Source organism: uncultured Flavobacterium sp., assembly GCF_963922255.1.
Classification (GTDB): Bacteria; Bacteroidota; Bacteroidia; order Flavobacteriales; family Flavobacteriaceae; genus Flavobacterium.
This window is the reverse complement of sequence record NZ_CAWUIC010000016.1, coordinates 61,398-80,493: the sequence shown is the minus strand read 5'-3', so window position 1 is coordinate 80,493 and position 19,096 is coordinate 61,398. Positions and strand designations below refer to the sequence as shown.

The window sequence follows — 19,096 nt, the reverse complement described above, 5'->3', positions numbered from 1 at the left end:
TTGGTAGCACTATGTTTCTCTAAGTACTACACGCAGTTTCACTAAGTTTTTTAAGCTTTTTTATTACTAGTTTCGCTAAACTTTGTGTGACATAGTGTTAACTTATACTATACCTTGTGCTCCAAAAAAAAAATGCTGTTTGTCTGTTTATTTTAGTAATTCCATGTCTATTAATTTTTCCTTTGGAAGCATTAATGTTTTTGGATTGATGTTGGGATGATTTACGAAGAATTGTATTTTTTCGTTGGATTTTTTATTTGTAAATTCAAGGTAATTGTATGCTTCATCGTAATCGAAAATGAAAATTCCGTTGTATTTTATGTTTTCAGAATTGATGCGTTGGTTTGATTTTAGTTGGTAGTTGTAATCTATTGATTCTAAATAGTAGCCGTTTCCTATTTCGATTTTATTAATAAATCGGTTGTGGTATTTTCCTGTTGCTGCCATCATTGGCATGGGACTTAAGGCATAAGATGTGGGGAATCTGTCCGATTTGAATCCGAAAAGGGTTGTGAATTTATCTGCTACTTCGTCTTTGAATTTGATGCTGTAATCATTGGTTTCTTTATAATCTGATGGGCTTAATGTAAAGGATTTTGTTCCGTTGTAATTGTAGCACGTAATGTTGTTGTTGGTTTTGGTCATGATGCCAATTTCTTTTGAAACCCCATTTTCATAGGAATTGATGACTTCAAAATCTTTGTATTCAAACTTGCCTTTTATAAAGGGTTTTAGTGCTTTGGTATTGGCAAAAAACAGGTTTTTATTGTCTGAAGTTAAGGCTACTATGATTTCAAAGTTGGTATTGGTAACTTTATCGTAAAAGGTTCTGTTGTAAAAATTAAGGTATTTTAATTGTAAAGTAATTTTCTCTTTCGAAAAAGGGTTTACCAATGCATTGTTTTGCGAATTGAAGACATATAGTTCTTTTTCAATGATTACTAAACTTGTATTGTTATTTAAGGATAGCTCTACATTTTTTCCGTTGGATAAATTATAGCAATGTTTATTGTCAAATAGGGCATATTCAAAAGCACCAATGATTTTTAGTTCGTTGTGTCTTGGTTCTATGATTTGCTCTTGTTGGTCATTTACTAAACCAAAAAAATCATTTACTTTGTAGGGTAAATATTTAGCATATTCTTGTGCTTGTATTTGACTAATTCCTAAGAGGATTAGTATAAAAAGGATTTTCTTCATTGTTTATTCTTCTAATAAAACCTCTAAAATTGTAATCGCGGCATCACTAATTTTTGTACCAGGACCAAAGACGGCTACTGCACCAGCATCGAATAGGAATTGGTAATCTTGCGCTGGGATTACTCCACCTACGATTACCATGATATCTTCTCTTCCGTATTTTTTTAGTTCTTCAATGACTTGTGGGACTAAAGTTTTGTGTCCAGCAGCTAATGAGGAAACTCCTAAAATGTGTACGTCGTTTTCAACGGCTTGTTTGGCTGCTTCTTTTGGGGTTTGGAATAAGGGTCCAATGTCTACGTCAAAGCCAACATCGGCATAACCTGTTGCTACTACTTTTGCACCACGATCGTGACCGTCTTGTCCCATTTTAGCAATCATAATACGAGGACGACGACCTTCTTTTTTTGCGAAAGCATCAGCCAGTTGTTTGGCTTTTTCAAAACTTTCGTCATTTTTTATTTCTTTGCTATACACTCCACTAAAACTTCTAATTTGTGCTTTATATCTTCCGAAAACTTCTTCTAAAGCATCGCTTATTTCTCCTAAGGTTGCTCTGTGTTGGGCAGCTTCTACGGCTAAAGATAGTAAATTGTTTTCATTTTTATTCTCCTTGGTCTCCTGACTAAAGTCAGGAGCTATGCATGCCTTTGCGGCATTGGTTAATTTTGCTAAACATGCTTTTACTTTTTCGTTATCACGTGACGCTTTTATTTGTTCTAAACTTTCTATTTGTTGTTTGCGAACCATGTCGTTATCGACATCTAAAATGTGTAAAGGGTCTTCTTTTTCTAAACGGTATTTGTTGACACCAACAATTATGTCTTGTGTGCTGTCAATTCGAGCTTGTTTACGTGCAGCGGCTTCTTCAATTCGCAATTTTGGAATACCTTCTTCGATGGCTTTTGTCATTCCACCTAAAGCTTCTACTTCTTCAATTAATGCCCAAGCTTTATCGGCAATTTCAGCTGTTAAACTTTCTACATAATAACTTCCAGCCCAAGGATCTACCGTTTTGGTGATTTTGGTTTCTTCTTGTAAGAAGATTTGGGTGTTTCTGGCAATTCTTGCAGAGAAGTCGGTTGGTAATGCAATGGCTTCGTCTAAAGCATTGGTGTGTAACGATTGTGTTCCTCCAAAAGCAGCGGCAGCAGCTTCCACAGTTGTTCTTGCTACGTTGTTGAAAGGATCTTGTTCGGTTAAACTCCAACCACTGGTTTGACAATGGGTTCTTAAAGCTAAGGATTTTTCGCTTTTTGGATTGAATTGCTTAATCATTTTTGCCCATAACATTCGAGCGGCACGCATTTTAGCAATTTCCATGAAGTGATTCATTCCGATTGCCCAGAAAAACGATAATCTAGGAGCGAAGGTATCAATGTCCATTCCTGCTGCGATTCCTGTACGGATGTATTCTAAACCATCGGCTAAAGTGTATGCTAATTCAATATCGGCAGTTGCTCCAGCTTCTTGCATGTGATAGCCTGAGATGGAAATCGAGTTGAATTTAGGCATGTTTTTACTGGTGTATTCAAAAATATCAGCAATAATTTTCATGGATGGAGTAGGTGGATAGATGTAGGTATTTCGAACCATGAACTCTTTAAGAATATCGTTTTGGATGGTTCCTGAAAGGTCTTTGATGTCAACTCCTTGTTCCATAGCAGCTACAATATAGAAGGCCATGATAGGTAAAACTGCACCGTTCATGGTCATGGAAACTGACATTTCACCGAGTGGAATTTGGTCGAAGAGTACTTTCATATCTTCTACAGAATCTATGGCAACTCCTGCTTTTCCTACGTCTCCAAAAACTCTTTCATGGTCTGAATCGTAACCTCTATGGGTTGCTAAATCAAAAGCAACGGATAATCCTTTTTGACCAGCGGCTAAGTTTCTTCTGTAAAAAGCGTTACTTTCTTCAGCGGTTGAAAATCCTGCATATTGACGGATGGTCCATGGTCTTTGTACATACATAGTTGCGTATGGTCCACGAAGATTGGGTGCAAAACCAGCTGCAAACCCGATGTGTTCCAAGTTTTCTATGTCTTCTTTGGAGTAGGTTGGTTTGACTTCGATGTTTTCGGCCGTGAGAAAGTTGTCGGTTGTCGGTTTACTGTTGTCCGTTTTTCCTCTGTTTATTGTTATATGTTGTATGTTTTTTCTCAATTTATTTTTTTTAAAAAAGATTTAGTTTGCTATTTCTTGAGGAATGATAAATTGCTTTTATAACTATTAAATTATCATAAATTGTAAAATGAATTAGATAAGGAAAGGTTTTAAGCATTTTAATTCTTACATTTTCAAATCTAATTTGGAATAATTCGGGTTTTTTCTTAATTATGTCTAAACTGTCTTTAAAAGATTGATTGAATCTTTTTCCGAGCTTAGGGTTTATATCTTTATAATATTTTAAAGCTTCTTTGTAATCCATTTTAGCTTCAACAATAATTACAATTTTATAACTCATTTTCAATTTCTTTTAAAAAATCATCTATATCTGTTACGTTTTTAGGATTTTTTAAATACTTTTCTGTACGTTCTCTTACTTCATCAATTTGCCATTGTGGAATTGCATATTCATTTTCACTTTTAGCAAAGATAATTACTTCCACTTCTTCGGCATTAAAATCTTCAGGTAACGTAATATTTACTTGATGGTTTTTTACTTTTACAAATTGTCTAATGGCTTCCATAAGGCTTTGATTTATAGCTGTAAATATACGAAATTATTCTTCTGTATTTAATCGTTCTTGTTCCATTTTCTCGGCTAATCGTTTTTCGATTATGGGTGTGATTAGCGTTTTTCTTGGATTGTTTTTTACAAAAGGATATAACTCTACATCGTGTTTCATTTTGTCGTTTTTGTTAGGATATTTGTTGGTTCCTAATAAAACTTCTTTTCCTGAATCAAATAAATCTTGTTCTTTTTGAGCCGATTCATTGATTTTTCTTTGGATGGTTCCTTCCATTAATTGTGTGATGAAACCTCCATTTGCTTCAATATCCTTGAATAGTGTTAAAGCTTTTTCAGCCAATTGCTCAGTTAATGATTCTATATAATAAGCGCCATCCGCAGGATTGTTGACTTTGTCTAAATAACTTTCTTTTTTTAAGACCAATAATTGGTTTCTGGCAATTCTGTCTCCAAACTCGTTGTCTTTGTGGTATAAGGCATCATAAGCTAAATTTCCAACTTCATTTGCGCCACCTAAAATAGCTGACATGCACTCTGTTGTTGTTCTTAACATATTTACGTTATAATCGTAAATTGTTTTGTTTCTTTTTGTTGGAGTTGCAATTATTTTGCATTCCAAATTATGATTATATTCTTTCGCTAAAGTATTGAATAATAAACGTAAAGCTCTTAATTTGGCGATTTCAAAAAAGTAATTGGTTCCAACCGCAACTTCAATTGTTATAGGTTGGTTTAGGTTTTCAATTCTATTGAAATATTCGTTTACATGGGCTAAAGTATACGCTAGTTGTTGTATCATATTAGCACCAGCGTTTTGGTAAATTCCGGATTTGATGGTTAGGAAAGAATCAGTTGTTTTTGATGCAATTTGATTTAATGTATTGAAATCTTGATCCAAATTTGTGAACCAGTTTCCGTCTTTTGCTAATTGACCGATTGGGTCTAACTGGATTATGAAATTTGCTTTGTTTTTGGAAGCGAAATCTAGTAATTTAGTTACGAAATCGATTGATAAAAATTTCAAATTGAAGTAATAAGAAACGTTTTCCAAAGGAAGTTTTTTTAATAAATTATCTATTGAAATGTTTTCGTTTTCTATAGTGAAACGGATACTTTCTGCACCACGATTTAAAGCGTCAATTGCTTTGCTATTGGACTTTTCTACATCAAAAACAAAGATGTTTTGTAAGATTTTGAATTCAGAAGCTTTGGTTTCTATAGAAAGAGTTGGTATTGCTTCATCGTTATGATAAAAAGGTTTTACTTTGATGCCTTCTAAGCTTTCCCATACAAGTTTTTCATTGTAGTCTGCTCCTTTTAAATCAAATTGAATTTGTTGTTTCCATTGTTTTGAACTAACGGCTTCAAACTCATTTAATAAATTATTTTCTTTAGTCACGGTAGTTGTTTTTTGTAAAAAGCAGGTAGTTTGCTTTATTGTTTTTAAAAATCTTTGTTGGATTCTTCGTTTTGTAAATCATCTTCAAATTCGATGATGTAAATGTCTTCACTATCTTTTTTCATGAAATATTTTTCTCTAGCGTATTTTTCAATCATATCTGGATTTTGAAGTTTTTTTATTTTAATACTATCAGCTTTTATTTCGTCTTTGTAGTACTTTTTATTGGCTTCTAACTCGTCGATTTCTTTGTTTAAAACTCTATGGTCAAGGTACGAATAATTATCTAAAAAGAGAATCCAAACCACAAAAAACAACAATACTAAAAAGTACCTGTTCCCAATAATTTTAAGGAAAGGGTATTTTAAACGCAATTGTTGTAGTTTTTTGAACATTTATTTTTCTATTCTTTGATTGATTACGGCTCTTACAACGTCTATGGCAACAGTATTGTATTTATCATTTGGAATGATAATATCGGCAAATGCTTTTGTCGGCTCAATAAACTGTTGGTGCATTGGTTTTAACGTATTTTGATAACGATTTAAAACTTCTTCCATGTCTCTGCCTCGTTCGGCTATGTCTCTTTTTAAACGTCTAATAAGCCTTTCATCTGAGTCTGCATGGACAAATATTTTTATGTCAAACAAATCTCTAAGTTCTGGATTAGCTAAGATAAGAATTCCTTCAACAATCATAACTTTTCTTGGATGCGTTACAATTACATCATCAGTTCTGTTGTGTGTTACAAATGAATACACAGGTTGCTCAATTGTTTTTTCTTCTTTTAATTGTTTTAAATGATCGACAAGTAATTCAAAATCTATGGCTCTTGGGTGATCAAAATTAATTTTTGTTCTTTCATCATACGATAAATTAGAAGTTTCACGATAATAAGAATCTTGTGAAATTATTCCCACTTCCGTTTGAGGTAATTCGTTCATTATTTGATGTACAACAGTTGTTTTTCCACTACCTGTACCACCTGCAATTCCAATTATAAGCATAAAAAATGTATCTTAATTATTCGACAAATTTAAGTATTTGAATTTAATTTTTAAGTTTAATTTAAACTTAAAAAAATAATTATGAAAATGCTTGTTAGTACAAATATTAGCTTTATATTTGCACCTCACTTTTCGGGGTGTAGCGTAGCCCGGTCATCGCGCCTGCTTTGGGAGCAGGAGGTCGCAGGTTCGAATCCTGCCACCCCGACTAAAACCTTCTTGAATTTCAAGGAGGTTTTTTTATTATGTCAATTTATGAATTACATTTACATATTATATTCATCGAAACTCAACAAATATTATGTTGGTTTTACTACAGTTTCGGTTGAAGAGCGATTGAGAAAACATCTTTCAAATCATTCGCGTTACACTTCAAGAGCTAAAGATTGGGAGATAGTTTATACAGAAGAATATTTAACAAAAGAAGAAGCTACAAATAGAGAAAAAGAGATTAAGAATTGGAAAAGCAGTCTTAAAATCAAAGAATTAATAAGCAATAACTGATCATCGCGTCCCGATTTTCAATAGGGAAGGTCGCAGCTTCGAATTACCGAATTTCGGAACAAGCACTGCCACCCCGACTAAAACCTTCTTGATTTTCAAGGAGGTTTTTTTAAATATAAAATTATAATAGTTTAAAATTATATTAAAATAGATTTTTTGTAAGTTATAATACGATTCAATTCATTCTAAATTATTACTTTTGGGACTTAAAAATTAAAATTATGTCAGATACTATAGAAAAAGTAAAATGTTTAATAATAGGTTCTGGTCCTGCAGGATATACAGCTGCAATTTATGCATCAAGAGCTAATATGTTTCCAGTTTTATATCAAGGAACTCAACCTGGTGGCCAATTGACTACTACAAATGAAGTTGAAAATTTTCCAGGTTATGTGGATGGAGTTACTGGTCCAGAAATGATGATACAATTACAACAACAAGCACAACGTTTTGGAACAGATGTTCGAGATGGTTGGGCCACAAAAGTTGATTTTAGTGGAGAAATTCACAAAGTTTGGATTAATGACACTATTGAAATTCATGCTGAGACTGTTATTATTTCTACAGGTGCTTCTGCTAAATATTTAGGTTTACCTTCTGAACAAAAATATTTGAATTTAGGTGGTGGAGTTTCTGCTTGTGCGGTTTGTGATGGTTTCTTTTATAGAAATCAAGAAGTAGTGATAGTTGGAGCAGGTGATAGTGCTTGTGAAGAAGCTCATTATTTATCTAAATTGTGTACAAAAGTTACTATGTTAGTAAGAAGTGAGCAATTTAGAGCTTCAAAAATTATGGAAGCAAGAGTAAGAAACACACCAAACATTGAAATATTATTAAACACAGAAACAGATGAGGTTTTAGGAGATGGTCAAGTTGTTACTGGAGTTAGAGTAAAAAATAGAGTTTCGGGAGAGACTTCAGAAATTCCTGCCACAGGATTTTTTGTAGCGATTGGACACAAGCCTAATACGGATATATTTGCTGATTATTTAGATTTAGATGAAACAGGTTATATTATAAATGTACCTGGAACTTCAAAAACAAATGTTCCTGGTGTATTTGTAGGTGGAGATGCTGCTGATCATGTGTACAGACAAGCTATTACGGCTGCTGGAACTGGTTGTATGGCTGCTTTAGATGCTGAAAGATATTTGGCAGCAAAAGAATAAAATGTTATTTAGTTCAAATTTATTTAAAAAAAATCCAGCAAAATGGCTGGATTTTTTTTTACTTTTCTATTTTTTGAAGATTTGCATTATTTCTGAAAACAGGTAAGTCTACTTTAGCATCACCTAAAAGTTCAATTTCAGATTTTCCTGTGGCAGAAATTGTTACTTTGTCTTTTACATTTATTTCGCAATAGCTATACATTTCGGTTACTAAATTCATTTCCGTTGCTGGGAATTTTTTAGCTTTAAGAGAAGAATTGTTATCCAATCTTATATTAGCTATAGCAGCATCACCTTCAATTTCAGCTTTAGATTTTTGATACATGTCTAATTTAAAATCTGGTGTAGCTATTAATGCTTTTAATGAACTGTTTGTACTTAATTCTAAGGCAGTTTTATCAGCTTTAATATTTAATTCAGCTTCTGATTTATCATTTAATATTAGAGTAAATGAAGACGATTTTACGTTTAGAAACGATTTTGATGAGTCGAAATTTTTAATAGTAATATTGTCCAAATTCAAATCAGCTAGAGCATTTAATATAGCTTCATTTTTAACAACTATCATTTTTAAATCATTGGTGTAATTAATTCTAATGCTAAATTTTTTAGCTCTAATTACATCTTTAGTAGCATACAATTTTAACGTTGAACCTAATATTTCGAATATAACCGCATCATGTAGATTGTCATCTGCTTCAATTTCTACGGAGTTTTTGTCTGATTTTACTAAGAAAACTTCCAAATTATCACCAATGTCTATTGAGTCAAAAGTTTCAATTTCTTTAACAGTAACCGTAACTATTTTAGATCCTTTTATTTTTTCCTTTTTTTGAGCGAAAGAGAATGTTGTCATTAGAAGGACAACTAATACATAAGCAATTTTGTTTATCATTTTCTATACTTGTTTTTACAAAAATAAGATTTTCCTTTGATTTAGAGCAAAAAAAACACCAGCTTTAGACTGATGCTTGATTTCTTATTTTTTGGATACACTTGCACCCGAACTTTCATCAACTGCTATCTTCTTTGGAGTGGAATAATATTTTATACTACTTCCACTAGATGCATCTGCGTTGAGTGATTCTGATGGGTTTACTTTTGTTGAACTTCCGCTTGATGACTTACAAACTGCATTTGCCACTTCTAAATTATTTAAAATAATAGAACTTCCGCTTGAAGATTCAGTTCTTAAATTTTCTGCTTTTCCTTTTGCTTCAATTTCGCTTCCACTGCTACTATCACAAGAAAGATTTTTGGCATTTATGCTTAAATTCATTTCGCTTCCGCTACTTGATTTTAAATCTAGTGTTTCAGATTTAATAGTTGTTGTGCTTTCAACTGAAGCTCCACTTGAAGATGAAATCCTTTTTAGATTTGGTACTTTTACATAAACAGTTCTTTCTTCTGCTGTGTTAATATTTTCGTCAAAATAAATGGATAAAACACCATTGGCTACTTCTGTTTTTAAATGTTCTTGTAAGTTTTCATCCGTTTTAGCTTCAATGGAGTAGCTATCTGTTTGTTCAATAATAACTTTGATGCCAGTTTTGGCTTCAATTGCGTCAAAATTTTCAGTCGTTCTTTTTGATGAAGTTACATTTCCATTTCCAGAAAGTCCGTCATTCAAAAAACTTCCATTATTACCACATGAGATGGCAAGCAACATCATGACAACAGCAATAATGATTTTTGTGATTTGAAAAATAAATTTTACCATTTTTGTTAGATTTTTTTCTTCAACAAGAAGAAGTGGTTAGTTTTTTGTTTGCTATTTTTTATTCTTTGTTTGAATACTTATTCCATTTTCGTCAACATTAATCGTTTTGATTTCTGTTTCAGAATTAATGATATCTTGTCCGTTTATTTTTATTTCAACATTATTGTCTTCATCACTGTTCCATTCGTTATTTTCAATTTCCTCAGGACAATCTAAACATTCAAAATCACCGTCAATTAATTTATAATAATGGTTTTCTTCTCCATAATAAATATCTATGTCAGAATTGTGATTGGTCAAGTAATCTGAAATAGTTTCATTAGGGTAAATAACCAATCCTTTAGGAATATAAATATAAATATGAACTTCTTGGTCTCTAAACTTGTTATCTCTAGCTGTAATCAAATAGTTGTCTAAATTAATTATATTTCCTTGAATATCAAAATTATAAACTATATTTCTAGCTCTTTCTTTTGCATCATTAAACGAACTTCCGTTAGCTACTTTTTCAATTTGAATGTAAGTTTTTGATTCATCTGTTTTCATCAAATGAATTTTTACATTGTTTGAATAAATAATTTCTTTGTCATTTTCATCTACTATAAATTTAAAATCTGATCTTTTGTAGACACTCTTTGTATAAAAATCATTAAATTTCATATTGATTTTCAGAGTATCATTTGGAGTTAATATGACTTCTCTTTTTTCGACTACTTTACTTTCTCTGCTTACTTCAGAAGCTTGTCTTAATCCAAAATACACTAAAAACACTATAGATAAAATCCATAGACCTAATAAACTGTATTTTGCATAACTTCCAATTGATTTTAAGTTGCTTACTAATAATTTTAATCCTAAAATAAAAAAGAAGAAAACAGGAATTGCCACTGCAAAGAATGAGAATATATACAATATCCACATTGGAAAGTCAGTATAATTACTTGCTCTTAAATATTCATTCCAAGGCATGTGTACATGATCAAGTGTGCTTGAAAAAAACATAAAGATTGTTCCGATAAGTAATCCAATTAATGAAACTGAAGTTACTAAGACGATAAAACCTCCTAACAATTTACCGATGATTTTTAAAATAGTTGTAAAAATATCTTCTATAGTTGAACCTACTCTTTGCGAACTATTTTTAACATTATACATTACTTTTTCGGTGTCAATGTCGCTGATCTTTGAAGAAATATCGTCAATACCTTCCTTTACTTTTTTCTCGATATTAGTTATGTTAATAGGCATTCCACGCATTTCTAATTTTTGAGTAGTTGTTCTAGCTTCTGGAATAATTATCCATAAAATGATATAGATGAAAAATCCAGTTCCAAAAAATACCAGTAGAATAGCCATCAATATTCTTAACCAAATAGGGTCTATACCTATATATTGACTAATTCCTGATAGAACTCCACCAATTATTGAATTGTCTCTGTCTCTGTAAAGCTTTTTAGTTCCACCATTGTTTGAATAATTATAGGTAGAGTTGTTAAATGAATTTTTAGGCTCATCGTCGATTTTATAATCTTCTGGCTGTCCCATAATTACAATCATGTCATCAACCTCTTTAGAGCCAATTACTTGTTTTTCATTTTTAATTTTTTCTTGAAAAAGTTCAGCAATTCTACTTTCAATGTCCTTAATTATTTCTTCTCTACCTTCAGGAGAAAGCGAACGTTTAACAGCATCTAAATAGCGAGTAAGTTTACTAAAAGCATCTTCATCTATGTGAAAAAAGAAACCTCCTAAATTTATACTTATTGTCTTGTTCATGATTCTTAGTTTTTGTTTGTTATGGTGTTCACAGCATCTGATAATTCGCTCCAAGTACTGCCTAATTCATTTAAAAATTCTTTGCCCTCATCTGTTAGTCCATAATATTTTCTTGGTGGTCCAGAGGTTGATTCTTCCCAACGATAAGATAACAATCCATCGTTTTTTAGTCTTGTTAATAAAGGATAAACTGTTCCTTCAACGACTAGCAATTTAGCTTCTTTTAATGTTTCAAGGATTTCAGAAGTGTAAGCATCTTTTACTTTAAGTACAGAAAGAATGCAAAATTCTAAAACACCTTTTCTCATTTGAGCTTTTGTGTTTTCAATGTTCATAATTCACTTTTGTTTTTTTTAAGTTACTATTCATTTTTTGATTTATTCTGAACTCGCTTGTGCTGAATTTATTTCAGTATTTCAGAATCTTCTGATTGATTTTGAGTCCATTATTATTGATGATTGAAACTAATAAATTCTTTAACCTATTATTTTCTTATACAAATATATGTCTAATAGATGGTATTATGTTACACATAGTACTAATAATTAACATTTTTTTAACATTTAAATTTAATATGCGTGCATTGTATTTTTTTTGTACATTAGCGAAAAATAAGGGAATTATGAAGTTTACACCATTCAAGTTAAATGTTTATATGTTTTTTAAATTGCCATCCGCATTTTGGTGTGGTGTGCGAGCAAAGTCCATTTCGACTGAAGTATGTCAATCAACAGTAAAGCATAGATGGTTTAATCAAAATCCATTTAATTCTATGTATTTTGCTGTACAGGCAATGGCTGCTGAATTTACAACAGGTGTTTTAGTAATGTACCAAATAAAGGAAAGTGGAAAAAACATTTCCATGTTGGTCGCTAATAATAAAGCGACTTTTACAAAAAAAGCCAAAGGAAGTATAGTGTTTGAGTGTACTCAAGGGAATTTAATCAAAGATACTATACAGAAAGCCATTGAGACGCATGAAGGGCAAACAATTTGGTTAACTTCTATTGGGAAGGATGAAAAAGGAGATCAGGTTTCAGAAATGCAATTTGAGTGGACTGTAAAAGTAAAATCACAATAGTAAGATGCGCTTACAACTTTTACTTTTAAAAATGTTAAGAGTAGTTAAATAGTTGTTATTTAGAATTATTGTTCCGTAACTTTGGGTAAAAAGAAAAAGATGAAAGTATTAATAACAGGTGCTACAGGAATGATAGGACAAGAGTTGGTAAAAGTTTTACATCAGCATAATGTAAAAGTAAATTATCTTTCAACCTCTAAGGATAAATTAATTTATACAGACAATTATAGAGGATACTATTGGAATCCCGCTAATAATGAAATAGATATCAATGCATTTGAAGGAGTTTCAGTGATTTATCATTTGGCTGGTGCTACAGTTGCAAAAAGATGGACATCATCTTATAAAAAAGAAATTTTAGATAGTAGAATTATTCCAACAAGGTTGTTGGTTTCCACTTTACAAAACAATCCCAATCAGGTTACCCAAATTATTTCTGCTTCAGCGATTGGGATTTATCCAGATAGTCTAGGAGCAATTTATAATGAAGATAACAAAGGAGTTGATGATTCCTTTTTAGGAGAAGTGGTTCAAAAGTGGGAAAGTGAAGTGGATGCTTTTAAACAAATCAATATTTTAGTTACCAAAATAAGGATTGGTATAGTCTTATCAGATCAAGGAGGAGCTTTACCTAAAATGGTAACACCTATTAAATATGGAGTTGGTGCACCTTTTGGATCAGGAAAACAATATCAATCATGGATTCATATTGAAGATTTAGCAAATATCTTTTATTATGCACAAGTAGGTGAGTTAAATGGCATTTATAATGCAGTTGCTCCACATCCGGTAACTAATGCCAACTTAATTCGTGAAATAGCTAAAGTTTTAAATAGACCTTTATGGTTGCCTACTATTCCAAAATTTATAATGAAGATGATGTTGGGTGAAATGCATATATTGCTTTTTTCTAGTCAAAGTGTAAGTGCTTTAAAAATATTAAATCAAGGATATCAATTTAAGTTTGCCACTATAGAAAAGGCCTTAACTAATTTACTTAAATAAGAAAAGCACTCTATATAGAGTGCTTTTCTTTTGAATTAATAAAAAGTAACTTCTTATTTTTTTGCTGTAATATTAATTTGTATTGAGATTTCATCATCAATGTATTTATCTCCTAAATCATCAAAAAACGATTTTGAACCATATTTTACATCCCATAAGGTTCTATTGATTTTAAACTCTGGAGAAGTCAATTTAGCAATACCATCTGCTTCGGTTAAAGAAACCGGAAACTTTACTTTATTGGTTTTATCTTTAATTGTTAAGTCACCTTCCATCATATCAGATCCACCTTCATTCATAAATGAAGTCATAGTAAATGAAGCTTCAGGATATTTAGCAACATTGAAAAAGTGATCTACCGCTTCTGGTTTACTTGTTCCTTTTAGGTGTCCTTCTAAACTTAATTTTTCATCACCTTCTAAATCTTCAACTGTAATTGAATTCATATCAATTATAAAACGACCTTCAGTGATTTTACCATCTTCTACTTTAAATTCACCAGTATTCACCTTAATTTTTCCATTGTGTTTCCCCGTTGGTTTTGCACCAACCCAAGCAATAGTTGATGTTGAGTCAACAGCAAATATTCCGCTGATTCCTGTTTCAACTACAGTTGGTTCAGTTGTTTCAGCTTCAGTTTCTTTTTTGCAACTCACAAAAAATAAAAGTCCTAATCCTAATAATGTTATTTTTTTCATTTTATAAAATTTTAATTTTTTCAAAATTAAGAATTCAGGCACAAACAATTCTTAATAAAAAATTAAATTTTCGTTTTAAAATTGACAAATAAAAATCAATTAGGTTTGTTGTTTGTGACAATTTGACACTATATTATAAATGGCAATACATTTGCTATATATCAACAAAAGGAAAAATGTTTAAAAAAATATTCAAAAATATGAGTCAAGAAAGTACTGAAAACATTGAAAAAGATGAAGTAAACGGAGAAACTGTTTCAGAAAATCAGGAAGTACAAGAACAAGAGTTATCTCTTGAAGAACAATTACAAGAAGATTTAGCTAAGGAAAAAGATAAATTTTTGCGTCTTTTTGCAGAATATGACAATTTTAAAAAACGTACTGCTAAAGAGCGTTTAGATTTGTTTAAAACAGCTAATCAAGAGGTTTTGCAGTCTATGTTACCTGTTTTGGATGATTTTGATAGAGCAATGTCAGAAATCAGTAAATCTGAAGATGAAAATTTAATTAAAGGAGTTGAATTAATCCACGAAAAATTAAAATCTACTTTAGTTTCAAAGGGTTTAGAAATTGTGGAAGTCAAAGCAGGTGATATTTTTGACGCTGATTTTGCAGAAGCAATTACACAAATTCCTGCACCATCAGACGATTTAAAAGGTAAAATCGTTGATGTAATTGAAAAAGGATATAAGTTAGGAGACAAAATTATTCGTTTTCCTAAAGTAGTAATTGGACAATAATAGTAAACCAAAATTATTTCGATACCAATTTTTTTATTGGAATTTGGAATTTTTTTATTGGAATTTATATAATTTATGAAGAAAGATTTTTACGAAGTATTAGGTGTTAGCAAATCAGCAACTCCAGAAGAAATAAAGAAAGCGTACAGAAAAAAAGCCATTCAATATCACCCTGATAAAAATCCTGGTGATAAAGAAGCCGAAGAAAATTTTAAAACTGCTGCAGAAGCATATGAAGTTTTAGGTGATGCTGACAAAAGAGCACGTTATGACAGAATGGGTCATGCAGCTTTTGATGGTGCAGGAGGTTTTGGTGGTGGACATCACATGAATATGGATGATATCTTTAGCCAATTTGGTGACATTTTTGGTAGTGCTTTTGGAGGTGGTTTCGGTGGAAGTGGCTTTGGTGGTGGAGGCCAACGTAGAGTGAAAGGAAGCAACCTTCGTATAAAAGTAAAATTAACACTTGAAGAAATAGCTAATGGTGTTGAGAAAAAAGTAAAAGTAAAACGTAAAGTCCAAGCTTCAGGTGCTACTTTCAAAACTTGTTCTACTTGTAATGGTCAAGGACAAGTTATGCGTGTTTCTAATACGATTTTAGGAAGAATGCAAACAGCAGCTACTTGTCCAACTTGCCAAGGTTCTGGTCAGATTTTAGATAAACAACCAAGTGGAGCAGATTCTCAAGGAATGATTACTGATGACGATACAGTTTCAATCAAAATTCCAGCTGGAGTTGTGGATGGGATGCAATTAAAAGTTTCTGGAAAAGGAAACGAAGCACCTGGAAACAATAGTGTTCCTGGAGATTTAATTGTAGCTATTGAAGAAATTGAACACGAATTTTTAAAACGTGAAGGTGAAAATCTGCACTATGATTTATATGTAAGTTTTCCAGAAGCTGCTTTAGGAGTATCTAAAGAAATAGAAACGGTTTCAGGAAAAGTAAGAATCAAATTAGAAGAAGGAATTCAGTCTGGAAAGATTTTGCGATTAAAAGGTAAAGGTATTCCAAGCATCAATTCTTATGGAAATGGAGATTTGTTAGTGCATGTAAATGTTTGGACACCAAAGACTTTAAATAAAGAACAAAAGAATTTCTTTGAAAATATGCTATCAGATGATAACTTCATTCCTAAACCGGAGAAGTCTGATAAATCTTTTTTTGAAAAAGTTAAAGATATGTTTTCGTAATTAAATTTAATTAGTTACATTTGAACATCACTTTTTTAGGAAAGTGAATTTTTCTTTTTCATAGCAATTTTTCCCATCTTAAAGTTTATTCATTAAGGTGGGTTTTTTTTGTAACAAATTTTAGGTTTTAACCTCTAATTAAAAACTTTAATTATGACCTTCAAAGTTGAACCAATTACTAGTAAAGAATATCATTTGATACAATCAAATTTACTTAAAGGTTCTTTGGTTTATACAAATTGGTTCTCAATTTCAAAAGCTACAATTTCAATAAAAAATCTTGGAGATTTTTATGTAGCAAAAAAAAGTACTTGGAAATCTGATTTTTACATCATGCAAAATGATTCGGCTGTTTTAGAATTTACTTTTAATTGGAAAGGAACAGTTCAAATTACTTCTCATTTTGAAAAAGAAATTAAAAAAAATGTTCTAAAAAGAAAAGGGTTTTGGAATACCGATTACCTTTTAATTGATGAAAATAATACCGAAATTTGCACTATCAAATCTAATTTTAATTGGAGAAAATTCAAAACTTCTTATGAAATTAATGTTTTAGAGAGTACTGATTCAATGCAAGATCAAGTTTTATACTTGTCTTTAATTCATTGCACAATACTAATAAGAGTAATGGCTGCTGCTGCAACCTAAAAAATATAAATACAATTTATGAATTCTATTTTAGAAGTAAAAAATGTAACCAAACAATTTGGAGATTATAAAGCACTAAACAATGTTTCTTTTACCATTCCAGAAGGAAGTATTTATGGACTTTTAGGACCAAATGGAGCAGGAAAAACAACTTTAATCCGTATCATCAATCAAATTACGATGCCAGATTCTGGTCAAGTGTACTTGGATGGAAGAAAATTAAGCCCTTTAGATGTTCAACAAATTGGCTATATGCCTGAAGAAAGAGGTTTATATAAAACGATGAAAGTGGGTGAACAATGTTTGTATTTGGCTCAATTAAAAGGACTTTCAAAAGAAGAAGCTAAAAAACAATTGAAATTTTGGTTTGAAAAATTAGAAATTGAAGGTTGGTGGAACAAAAAAATTCAAGAACTTTCAAAAGGAATGGCTCAAAAAATACAATTTGTAGTAACAGTTCTTCATAAACCAAAGTTGTTGATTTTAGACGAACCTTTCTCAGGGTTTGATCCTGTTAATGCCAATTTGATAAAAGATGAAATTATTGAATTAAACAAACAAGGAACTTCCATTATTTTTTCAACACACCGAATGGAAAGTGTAGAAGAAATGTGCGATCATATTGCCTTAATTCATAAATCAAATAAACTGATTGAAGGAAAATTAGTTGATGTGAAGAAAGAGTATAGAACAAACACTTTTCAAGTGGGAATCATTTCTCCAAATGTAGAAGGTTTAATGTATGATTTAACGCAAAAATTCAAAGTTGGACAAACCAATTTCAAATCATTAAATGATGATATTAAGTTAGAAGTTCAATTAGGAGAACATCATTCAACAGAACTTTTAAATATTTTAACTAGAAATGGTCAAGTAACTCATTTTGTAGAAAAAATACCTAGTGTTAACGATATCTTTATTCAATCAGTTTCAAAATAATCAAAAAATGAGCATATTATCACTTATTATAAAAAGAGAATTTATATCTAAAGTTCGTAACAAATCATTTATTGTAATGACTTTTTTGAGTCCATTGTTGTTTGTTGGAATGGCCGTTTTAGTTGGATTTTTAGCAACGATGAACAAAGACTCAGCTACACAGATTGCCATTCATGATGAAGCAGGTTTATTGAAAAGCGACTTTAAAAACAGCAAAGAAATTCATTATATTGATATTTCATTCATGCCTTTTAAAACAGCAAAAGATACTGCTAATAACAATTATGATGCGCTTTTATACATTCCTAAAGTAGATTCCATTCAAGAATTATTGGATAAAGTAGAATATATTTCTGATGACAGTCCAAGTTTAGAATTTATTTCAGATGTAGAGGAAGTCATAGATTCAAATCTAACTGCAGAAAACCTAAAAGTAATGGGTTTTGATGCTAAAAAAATTGAAAGTGCTAAAACCAACGCTTCTCTGAAATTATCAAAATTCTCTGGTGGAGAAAGTCTAAAAGGGTTGAATGAAATAAAAATTGCGATAGGAGGCATGTTTGGTTATTTAATCATGATGTTTATTATAATTTATGGCAATTTTGTAATGCGAAGTGTCATAGAAGAAAAAACAAATCGTATTATCGAAATCATCATTTCATCTGTAAAACCATTTCAGTTGATGATGGGAAAAATCATTGGAAATTCTTTAGCAGGAATTTTACAGTTTACCATTTGGGCTATTGTTGGTACATTGCTGTTTTTCATAGCTTCTTCTTTCTTTGGTTTGCAAATGGGAGCTTCATCAAGTATTTCACCAGAAATGATGAATGCTGCTCAACCTGATAAATTAGCGACAATGCAAATGTATTTCAATGAAATTTTTAATTTACCAATTGCAACCTTATTAATTTCATTTGTAATTTATTTTATTGGAGGTTACTTCTTATACAGTTCGTTTTATGCATCCATTGGAGCAGCTGTGGATTCAGAAACAGATTCACAACAATTTTTATTACCTATAATTTTACCTCTAATTTTAGGAGTTTATATCGGATTTTTTACAGTAATGAATGATCCTCATGGAACAGTGGCAACTATTTTTTCAATTTTTCCATTAACTTCTCCAATTGTAATGTTAATGCGAATCCCTTTTGGTGTACCTTTATGGCAATTAGCACTTTCAATGGGTTTATTATTTGCGACTTTCTTATTGGTAGTTTGGTTTGCTTCAAAAATATACCGTATTGGAATTTTAATGTATGGCAAAAAACCAACTTGGAAAGAACTATATAAATGGTTGAAATATTAAATT

At 31.1% G+C, this 19,096-nt stretch carries 21 protein-coding genes and 1 tRNA gene; 10 read left to right on the top strand and 12 right to left on the bottom strand.

Annotated features, from left to right (window positions below; genetic code table 11):
- Positions 1–147 precede the first annotated feature (147 nt).
- Genes AABJ49_RS12410 through udk form a run of 7 tightly spaced genes read right to left on the bottom strand, consistent with a single transcriptional unit; the run spans position 148 to position 6,304 of the window.
- Entirely contained in the window at positions 148–1,200 is a 1,053-nt protein-coding gene (locus tag AABJ49_RS12410) for a hypothetical protein (RefSeq protein ID WP_338378599.1), read from the bottom strand.
- Between the two features lie 3 nt (positions 1,201–1,203).
- Complete coding sequence (scpA, locus tag AABJ49_RS12405) at positions 1,204–3,369, bottom strand: methylmalonyl-CoA mutase (protein WP_338378598.1); 2,166 nt, start codon at positions 3,367–3,369, stop codon at positions 1,204–1,206.
- A gap of 10 nt (positions 3,370–3,379) precedes the next feature.
- The gene (locus AABJ49_RS12400) at positions 3,380–3,670 is read right to left on the bottom strand and encodes a type II toxin-antitoxin system RelE/ParE family toxin (RefSeq protein WP_338378597.1); all 291 of its coding nucleotides are present in this window, start codon (positions 3,668–3,670) and stop codon (positions 3,380–3,382) included.
- A complete protein-coding gene (locus AABJ49_RS12395) occupies positions 3,660–3,896 on the bottom strand; it encodes a hypothetical protein (protein WP_338378596.1) in 237 nt (78 codons plus the stop codon). The genes AABJ49_RS12400 and AABJ49_RS12395 overlap by 11 nt, the downstream gene beginning before the upstream one ends.
- A 33-nt stretch (positions 3,897–3,929) precedes the next feature.
- Positions 3,930–5,297, bottom strand: coding sequence for a methylmalonyl-CoA mutase subunit beta (locus AABJ49_RS12390; RefSeq protein ID WP_338378595.1), 1,368 nt, complete (start codon positions 5,295–5,297; stop codon positions 3,930–3,932).
- 44 nt (positions 5,298–5,341) lie between these two features.
- Entirely contained in the window at positions 5,342–5,692 is a 351-nt protein-coding gene (locus AABJ49_RS12385) for a septum formation initiator family protein (protein ID WP_338378594.1), read from the bottom strand.
- Positions 5,693–6,304, bottom strand: coding sequence for a uridine kinase (udk, locus tag AABJ49_RS12380; RefSeq protein WP_338378593.1), 612 nt, complete (start codon positions 6,302–6,304; stop codon positions 5,693–5,695). It lies immediately after the preceding gene.
- 133 nt (positions 6,305–6,437) lie between these two features.
- Between udk and AABJ49_RS12375 the strand changes: the two genes are divergently transcribed.
- The 3 genes from AABJ49_RS12375 to trxB all read left to right on the top strand — a co-directional run bounded on the left by AABJ49_RS12375 (position 6,438) and on the right by trxB (position 7,977).
- Positions 6,438–6,512, top strand: a tRNA-Pro gene (locus tag AABJ49_RS12375).
- 47 nt (positions 6,513–6,559) lie between these two features.
- Positions 6,560–6,808, top strand: coding sequence for a GIY-YIG nuclease family protein (locus AABJ49_RS12370; RefSeq protein ID WP_338378592.1), 249 nt, complete (start codon positions 6,560–6,562; stop codon positions 6,806–6,808).
- A 221-nt stretch (positions 6,809–7,029) separates the two neighbouring features.
- Positions 7,030–7,977, top strand: coding sequence for a thioredoxin-disulfide reductase (gene trxB, locus AABJ49_RS12365; protein ID WP_338378591.1), 948 nt, complete (start codon positions 7,030–7,032; stop codon positions 7,975–7,977).
- Positions 7,978–8,035: 58 nt separating this feature from the next.
- Here trxB and AABJ49_RS12360 read toward each other — a convergent pair whose 3' ends face one another.
- The 4 genes from AABJ49_RS12360 to AABJ49_RS12345 all read right to left on the bottom strand — a co-directional run bounded on the left by AABJ49_RS12360 (position 8,036) and on the right by AABJ49_RS12345 (position 11,808).
- Complete coding sequence (locus AABJ49_RS12360) at positions 8,036–8,872, bottom strand: DUF2807 domain-containing protein (RefSeq protein WP_338378590.1); 837 nt, start codon at positions 8,870–8,872, stop codon at positions 8,036–8,038.
- A gap of 84 nt (positions 8,873–8,956) precedes the next feature.
- Positions 8,957–9,697 carry a head GIN domain-containing protein gene (locus AABJ49_RS12355; protein WP_338378589.1) on the bottom strand — a complete coding sequence of 247 codons (741 nt, stop codon included), beginning with the start codon at positions 9,695–9,697 and terminating at the stop codon, positions 8,957–8,959.
- A 51-nt stretch (positions 9,698–9,748) separates the two neighbouring features.
- The gene (locus AABJ49_RS12350; RefSeq protein WP_338378588.1) at positions 9,749–11,473 is read right to left on the bottom strand and encodes a PspC domain-containing protein; all 1,725 of its coding nucleotides are present in this window, start codon (positions 11,471–11,473) and stop codon (positions 9,749–9,751) included.
- Positions 11,474–11,478: 5 nt separating this feature from the next.
- Entirely contained in the window at positions 11,479–11,808 is a 330-nt protein-coding gene (locus AABJ49_RS12345) for a PadR family transcriptional regulator (RefSeq protein WP_338378587.1), read from the bottom strand.
- Positions 11,809–12,095: 287 nt separating this feature from the next.
- On the opposite strand from AABJ49_RS12345, the gene AABJ49_RS12340 reads away from it, so the two are divergent.
- Positions 12,096–12,554, top strand: a complete 459-nt coding sequence (locus AABJ49_RS12340) for a DUF4442 domain-containing protein (protein ID WP_338378586.1) — start codon at positions 12,096–12,098, stop codon at positions 12,552–12,554.
- A gap of 99 nt (positions 12,555–12,653) precedes the next feature.
- Positions 12,654–13,559 (top strand): TIGR01777 family oxidoreductase, encoded by a 906-nt coding sequence (locus tag AABJ49_RS12335; protein ID WP_338378585.1) that lies wholly within the window; start codon positions 12,654–12,656, stop codon positions 13,557–13,559.
- A gap of 53 nt (positions 13,560–13,612) precedes the next feature.
- Here the strand turns inward: AABJ49_RS12335 and AABJ49_RS12330 are convergent, their stop codons facing one another.
- On the bottom strand, positions 13,613–14,257 hold the full coding sequence (locus AABJ49_RS12330; protein ID WP_338378584.1) for a YceI family protein: 645 nt from the start codon (positions 14,255–14,257) through the stop codon (positions 13,613–13,615).
- Positions 14,258–14,433: 176 nt separating this feature from the next.
- Between AABJ49_RS12330 and AABJ49_RS12325 the strand changes: the two genes are divergently transcribed.
- The 5 genes from AABJ49_RS12325 to AABJ49_RS12305 all read left to right on the top strand — a co-directional run bounded on the left by AABJ49_RS12325 (position 14,434) and on the right by AABJ49_RS12305 (position 19,093).
- The gene (locus tag AABJ49_RS12325; protein WP_338378583.1) at positions 14,434–14,997 is read left to right on the top strand and encodes a nucleotide exchange factor GrpE; all 564 of its coding nucleotides are present in this window, start codon (positions 14,434–14,436) and stop codon (positions 14,995–14,997) included.
- A gap of 75 nt (positions 14,998–15,072) precedes the next feature.
- Entirely contained in the window at positions 15,073–16,194 is a 1,122-nt protein-coding gene (gene dnaJ / locus AABJ49_RS12320; RefSeq protein ID WP_338378582.1) for a molecular chaperone DnaJ, read from the top strand.
- A 153-nt stretch (positions 16,195–16,347) separates the two neighbouring features.
- Positions 16,348–16,842 carry a hypothetical protein gene (locus AABJ49_RS12315; protein ID WP_338378581.1) on the top strand — a complete coding sequence of 165 codons (495 nt, stop codon included), beginning with the start codon at positions 16,348–16,350 and terminating at the stop codon, positions 16,840–16,842.
- An 18-nt stretch (positions 16,843–16,860) separates the two neighbouring features.
- A complete protein-coding gene (locus tag AABJ49_RS12310) occupies positions 16,861–17,781 on the top strand; it encodes an ATP-binding cassette domain-containing protein (protein WP_338378580.1) in 921 nt (306 codons plus the stop codon).
- Positions 17,782–17,788: 7 nt separating this feature from the next.
- Complete coding sequence (locus AABJ49_RS12305) at positions 17,789–19,093, top strand: ABC transporter permease (protein ID WP_338378579.1); 1,305 nt, start codon at positions 17,789–17,791, stop codon at positions 19,091–19,093.
- Positions 19,094–19,096 lie beyond the last annotated feature (3 nt).

Bases quoted from the DNA above. Each gene is read 5' to 3' on its own strand.
- AABJ49_RS12410 (WP_338378599.1), bottom strand. From the start codon at position 1,200: ATGAAGAAAATCCTTTTTATACTAATCCTCTTAGGAATTAGTCAAATA.
- AABJ49_RS12400 (WP_338378597.1), bottom strand. From the start codon at position 3,670: ATGAGTTATAAAATTGTAATTATTGTTGAAGCTAAAATGGATTACAAA.
- AABJ49_RS12395 (WP_338378596.1), bottom strand. From the start codon at position 3,896: ATGGAAGCCATTAGACAATTTGTAAAAGTAAAAAACCATCAAGTAAAT.
- AABJ49_RS12385 (WP_338378594.1), bottom strand. From the start codon at position 5,692: ATGTTCAAAAAACTACAACAATTGCGTTTAAAATACCCTTTCCTTAAA.
- udk (WP_338378593.1), bottom strand. From the start codon at position 6,304: ATGCTTATAATTGGAATTGCAGGTGGTACAGGTAGTGGAAAAACAACT.
- AABJ49_RS12370 (WP_338378592.1), top strand. From the start codon at position 6,560: ATGAATTACATTTACATATTATATTCATCGAAACTCAACAAATATTAT.
- trxB (WP_338378591.1), top strand. From the start codon at position 7,030: ATGTCAGATACTATAGAAAAAGTAAAATGTTTAATAATAGGTTCTGGT.
- AABJ49_RS12360 (WP_338378590.1), bottom strand. From the start codon at position 8,872: ATGATAAACAAAATTGCTTATGTATTAGTTGTCCTTCTAATGACAACA.
- AABJ49_RS12355 (WP_338378589.1), bottom strand. From the start codon at position 9,697: ATGGTAAAATTTATTTTTCAAATCACAAAAATCATTATTGCTGTTGTC.
- AABJ49_RS12350 (WP_338378588.1), bottom strand. From the start codon at position 11,473: ATGAACAAGACAATAAGTATAAATTTAGGAGGTTTCTTTTTTCACATA.
- AABJ49_RS12345 (WP_338378587.1), bottom strand. From the start codon at position 11,808: ATGAACATTGAAAACACAAAAGCTCAAATGAGAAAAGGTGTTTTAGAA.
- AABJ49_RS12340 (WP_338378586.1), top strand. From the start codon at position 12,096: ATGAAGTTTACACCATTCAAGTTAAATGTTTATATGTTTTTTAAATTG.
- AABJ49_RS12335 (WP_338378585.1), top strand. From the start codon at position 12,654: ATGAAAGTATTAATAACAGGTGCTACAGGAATGATAGGACAAGAGTTG.
- AABJ49_RS12330 (WP_338378584.1), bottom strand. From the start codon at position 14,257: ATGAAAAAAATAACATTATTAGGATTAGGACTTTTATTTTTTGTGAGT.
- AABJ49_RS12325 (WP_338378583.1), top strand. From the start codon at position 14,434: ATGTTTAAAAAAATATTCAAAAATATGAGTCAAGAAAGTACTGAAAAC.
- dnaJ (WP_338378582.1), top strand. From the start codon at position 15,073: ATGAAGAAAGATTTTTACGAAGTATTAGGTGTTAGCAAATCAGCAACT.
- AABJ49_RS12315 (WP_338378581.1), top strand. From the start codon at position 16,348: ATGACCTTCAAAGTTGAACCAATTACTAGTAAAGAATATCATTTGATA.
- AABJ49_RS12310 (WP_338378580.1), top strand. From the start codon at position 16,861: ATGAATTCTATTTTAGAAGTAAAAAATGTAACCAAACAATTTGGAGAT.
- AABJ49_RS12305 (WP_338378579.1), top strand. From the start codon at position 17,789: ATGAGCATATTATCACTTATTATAAAAAGAGAATTTATATCTAAAGTT.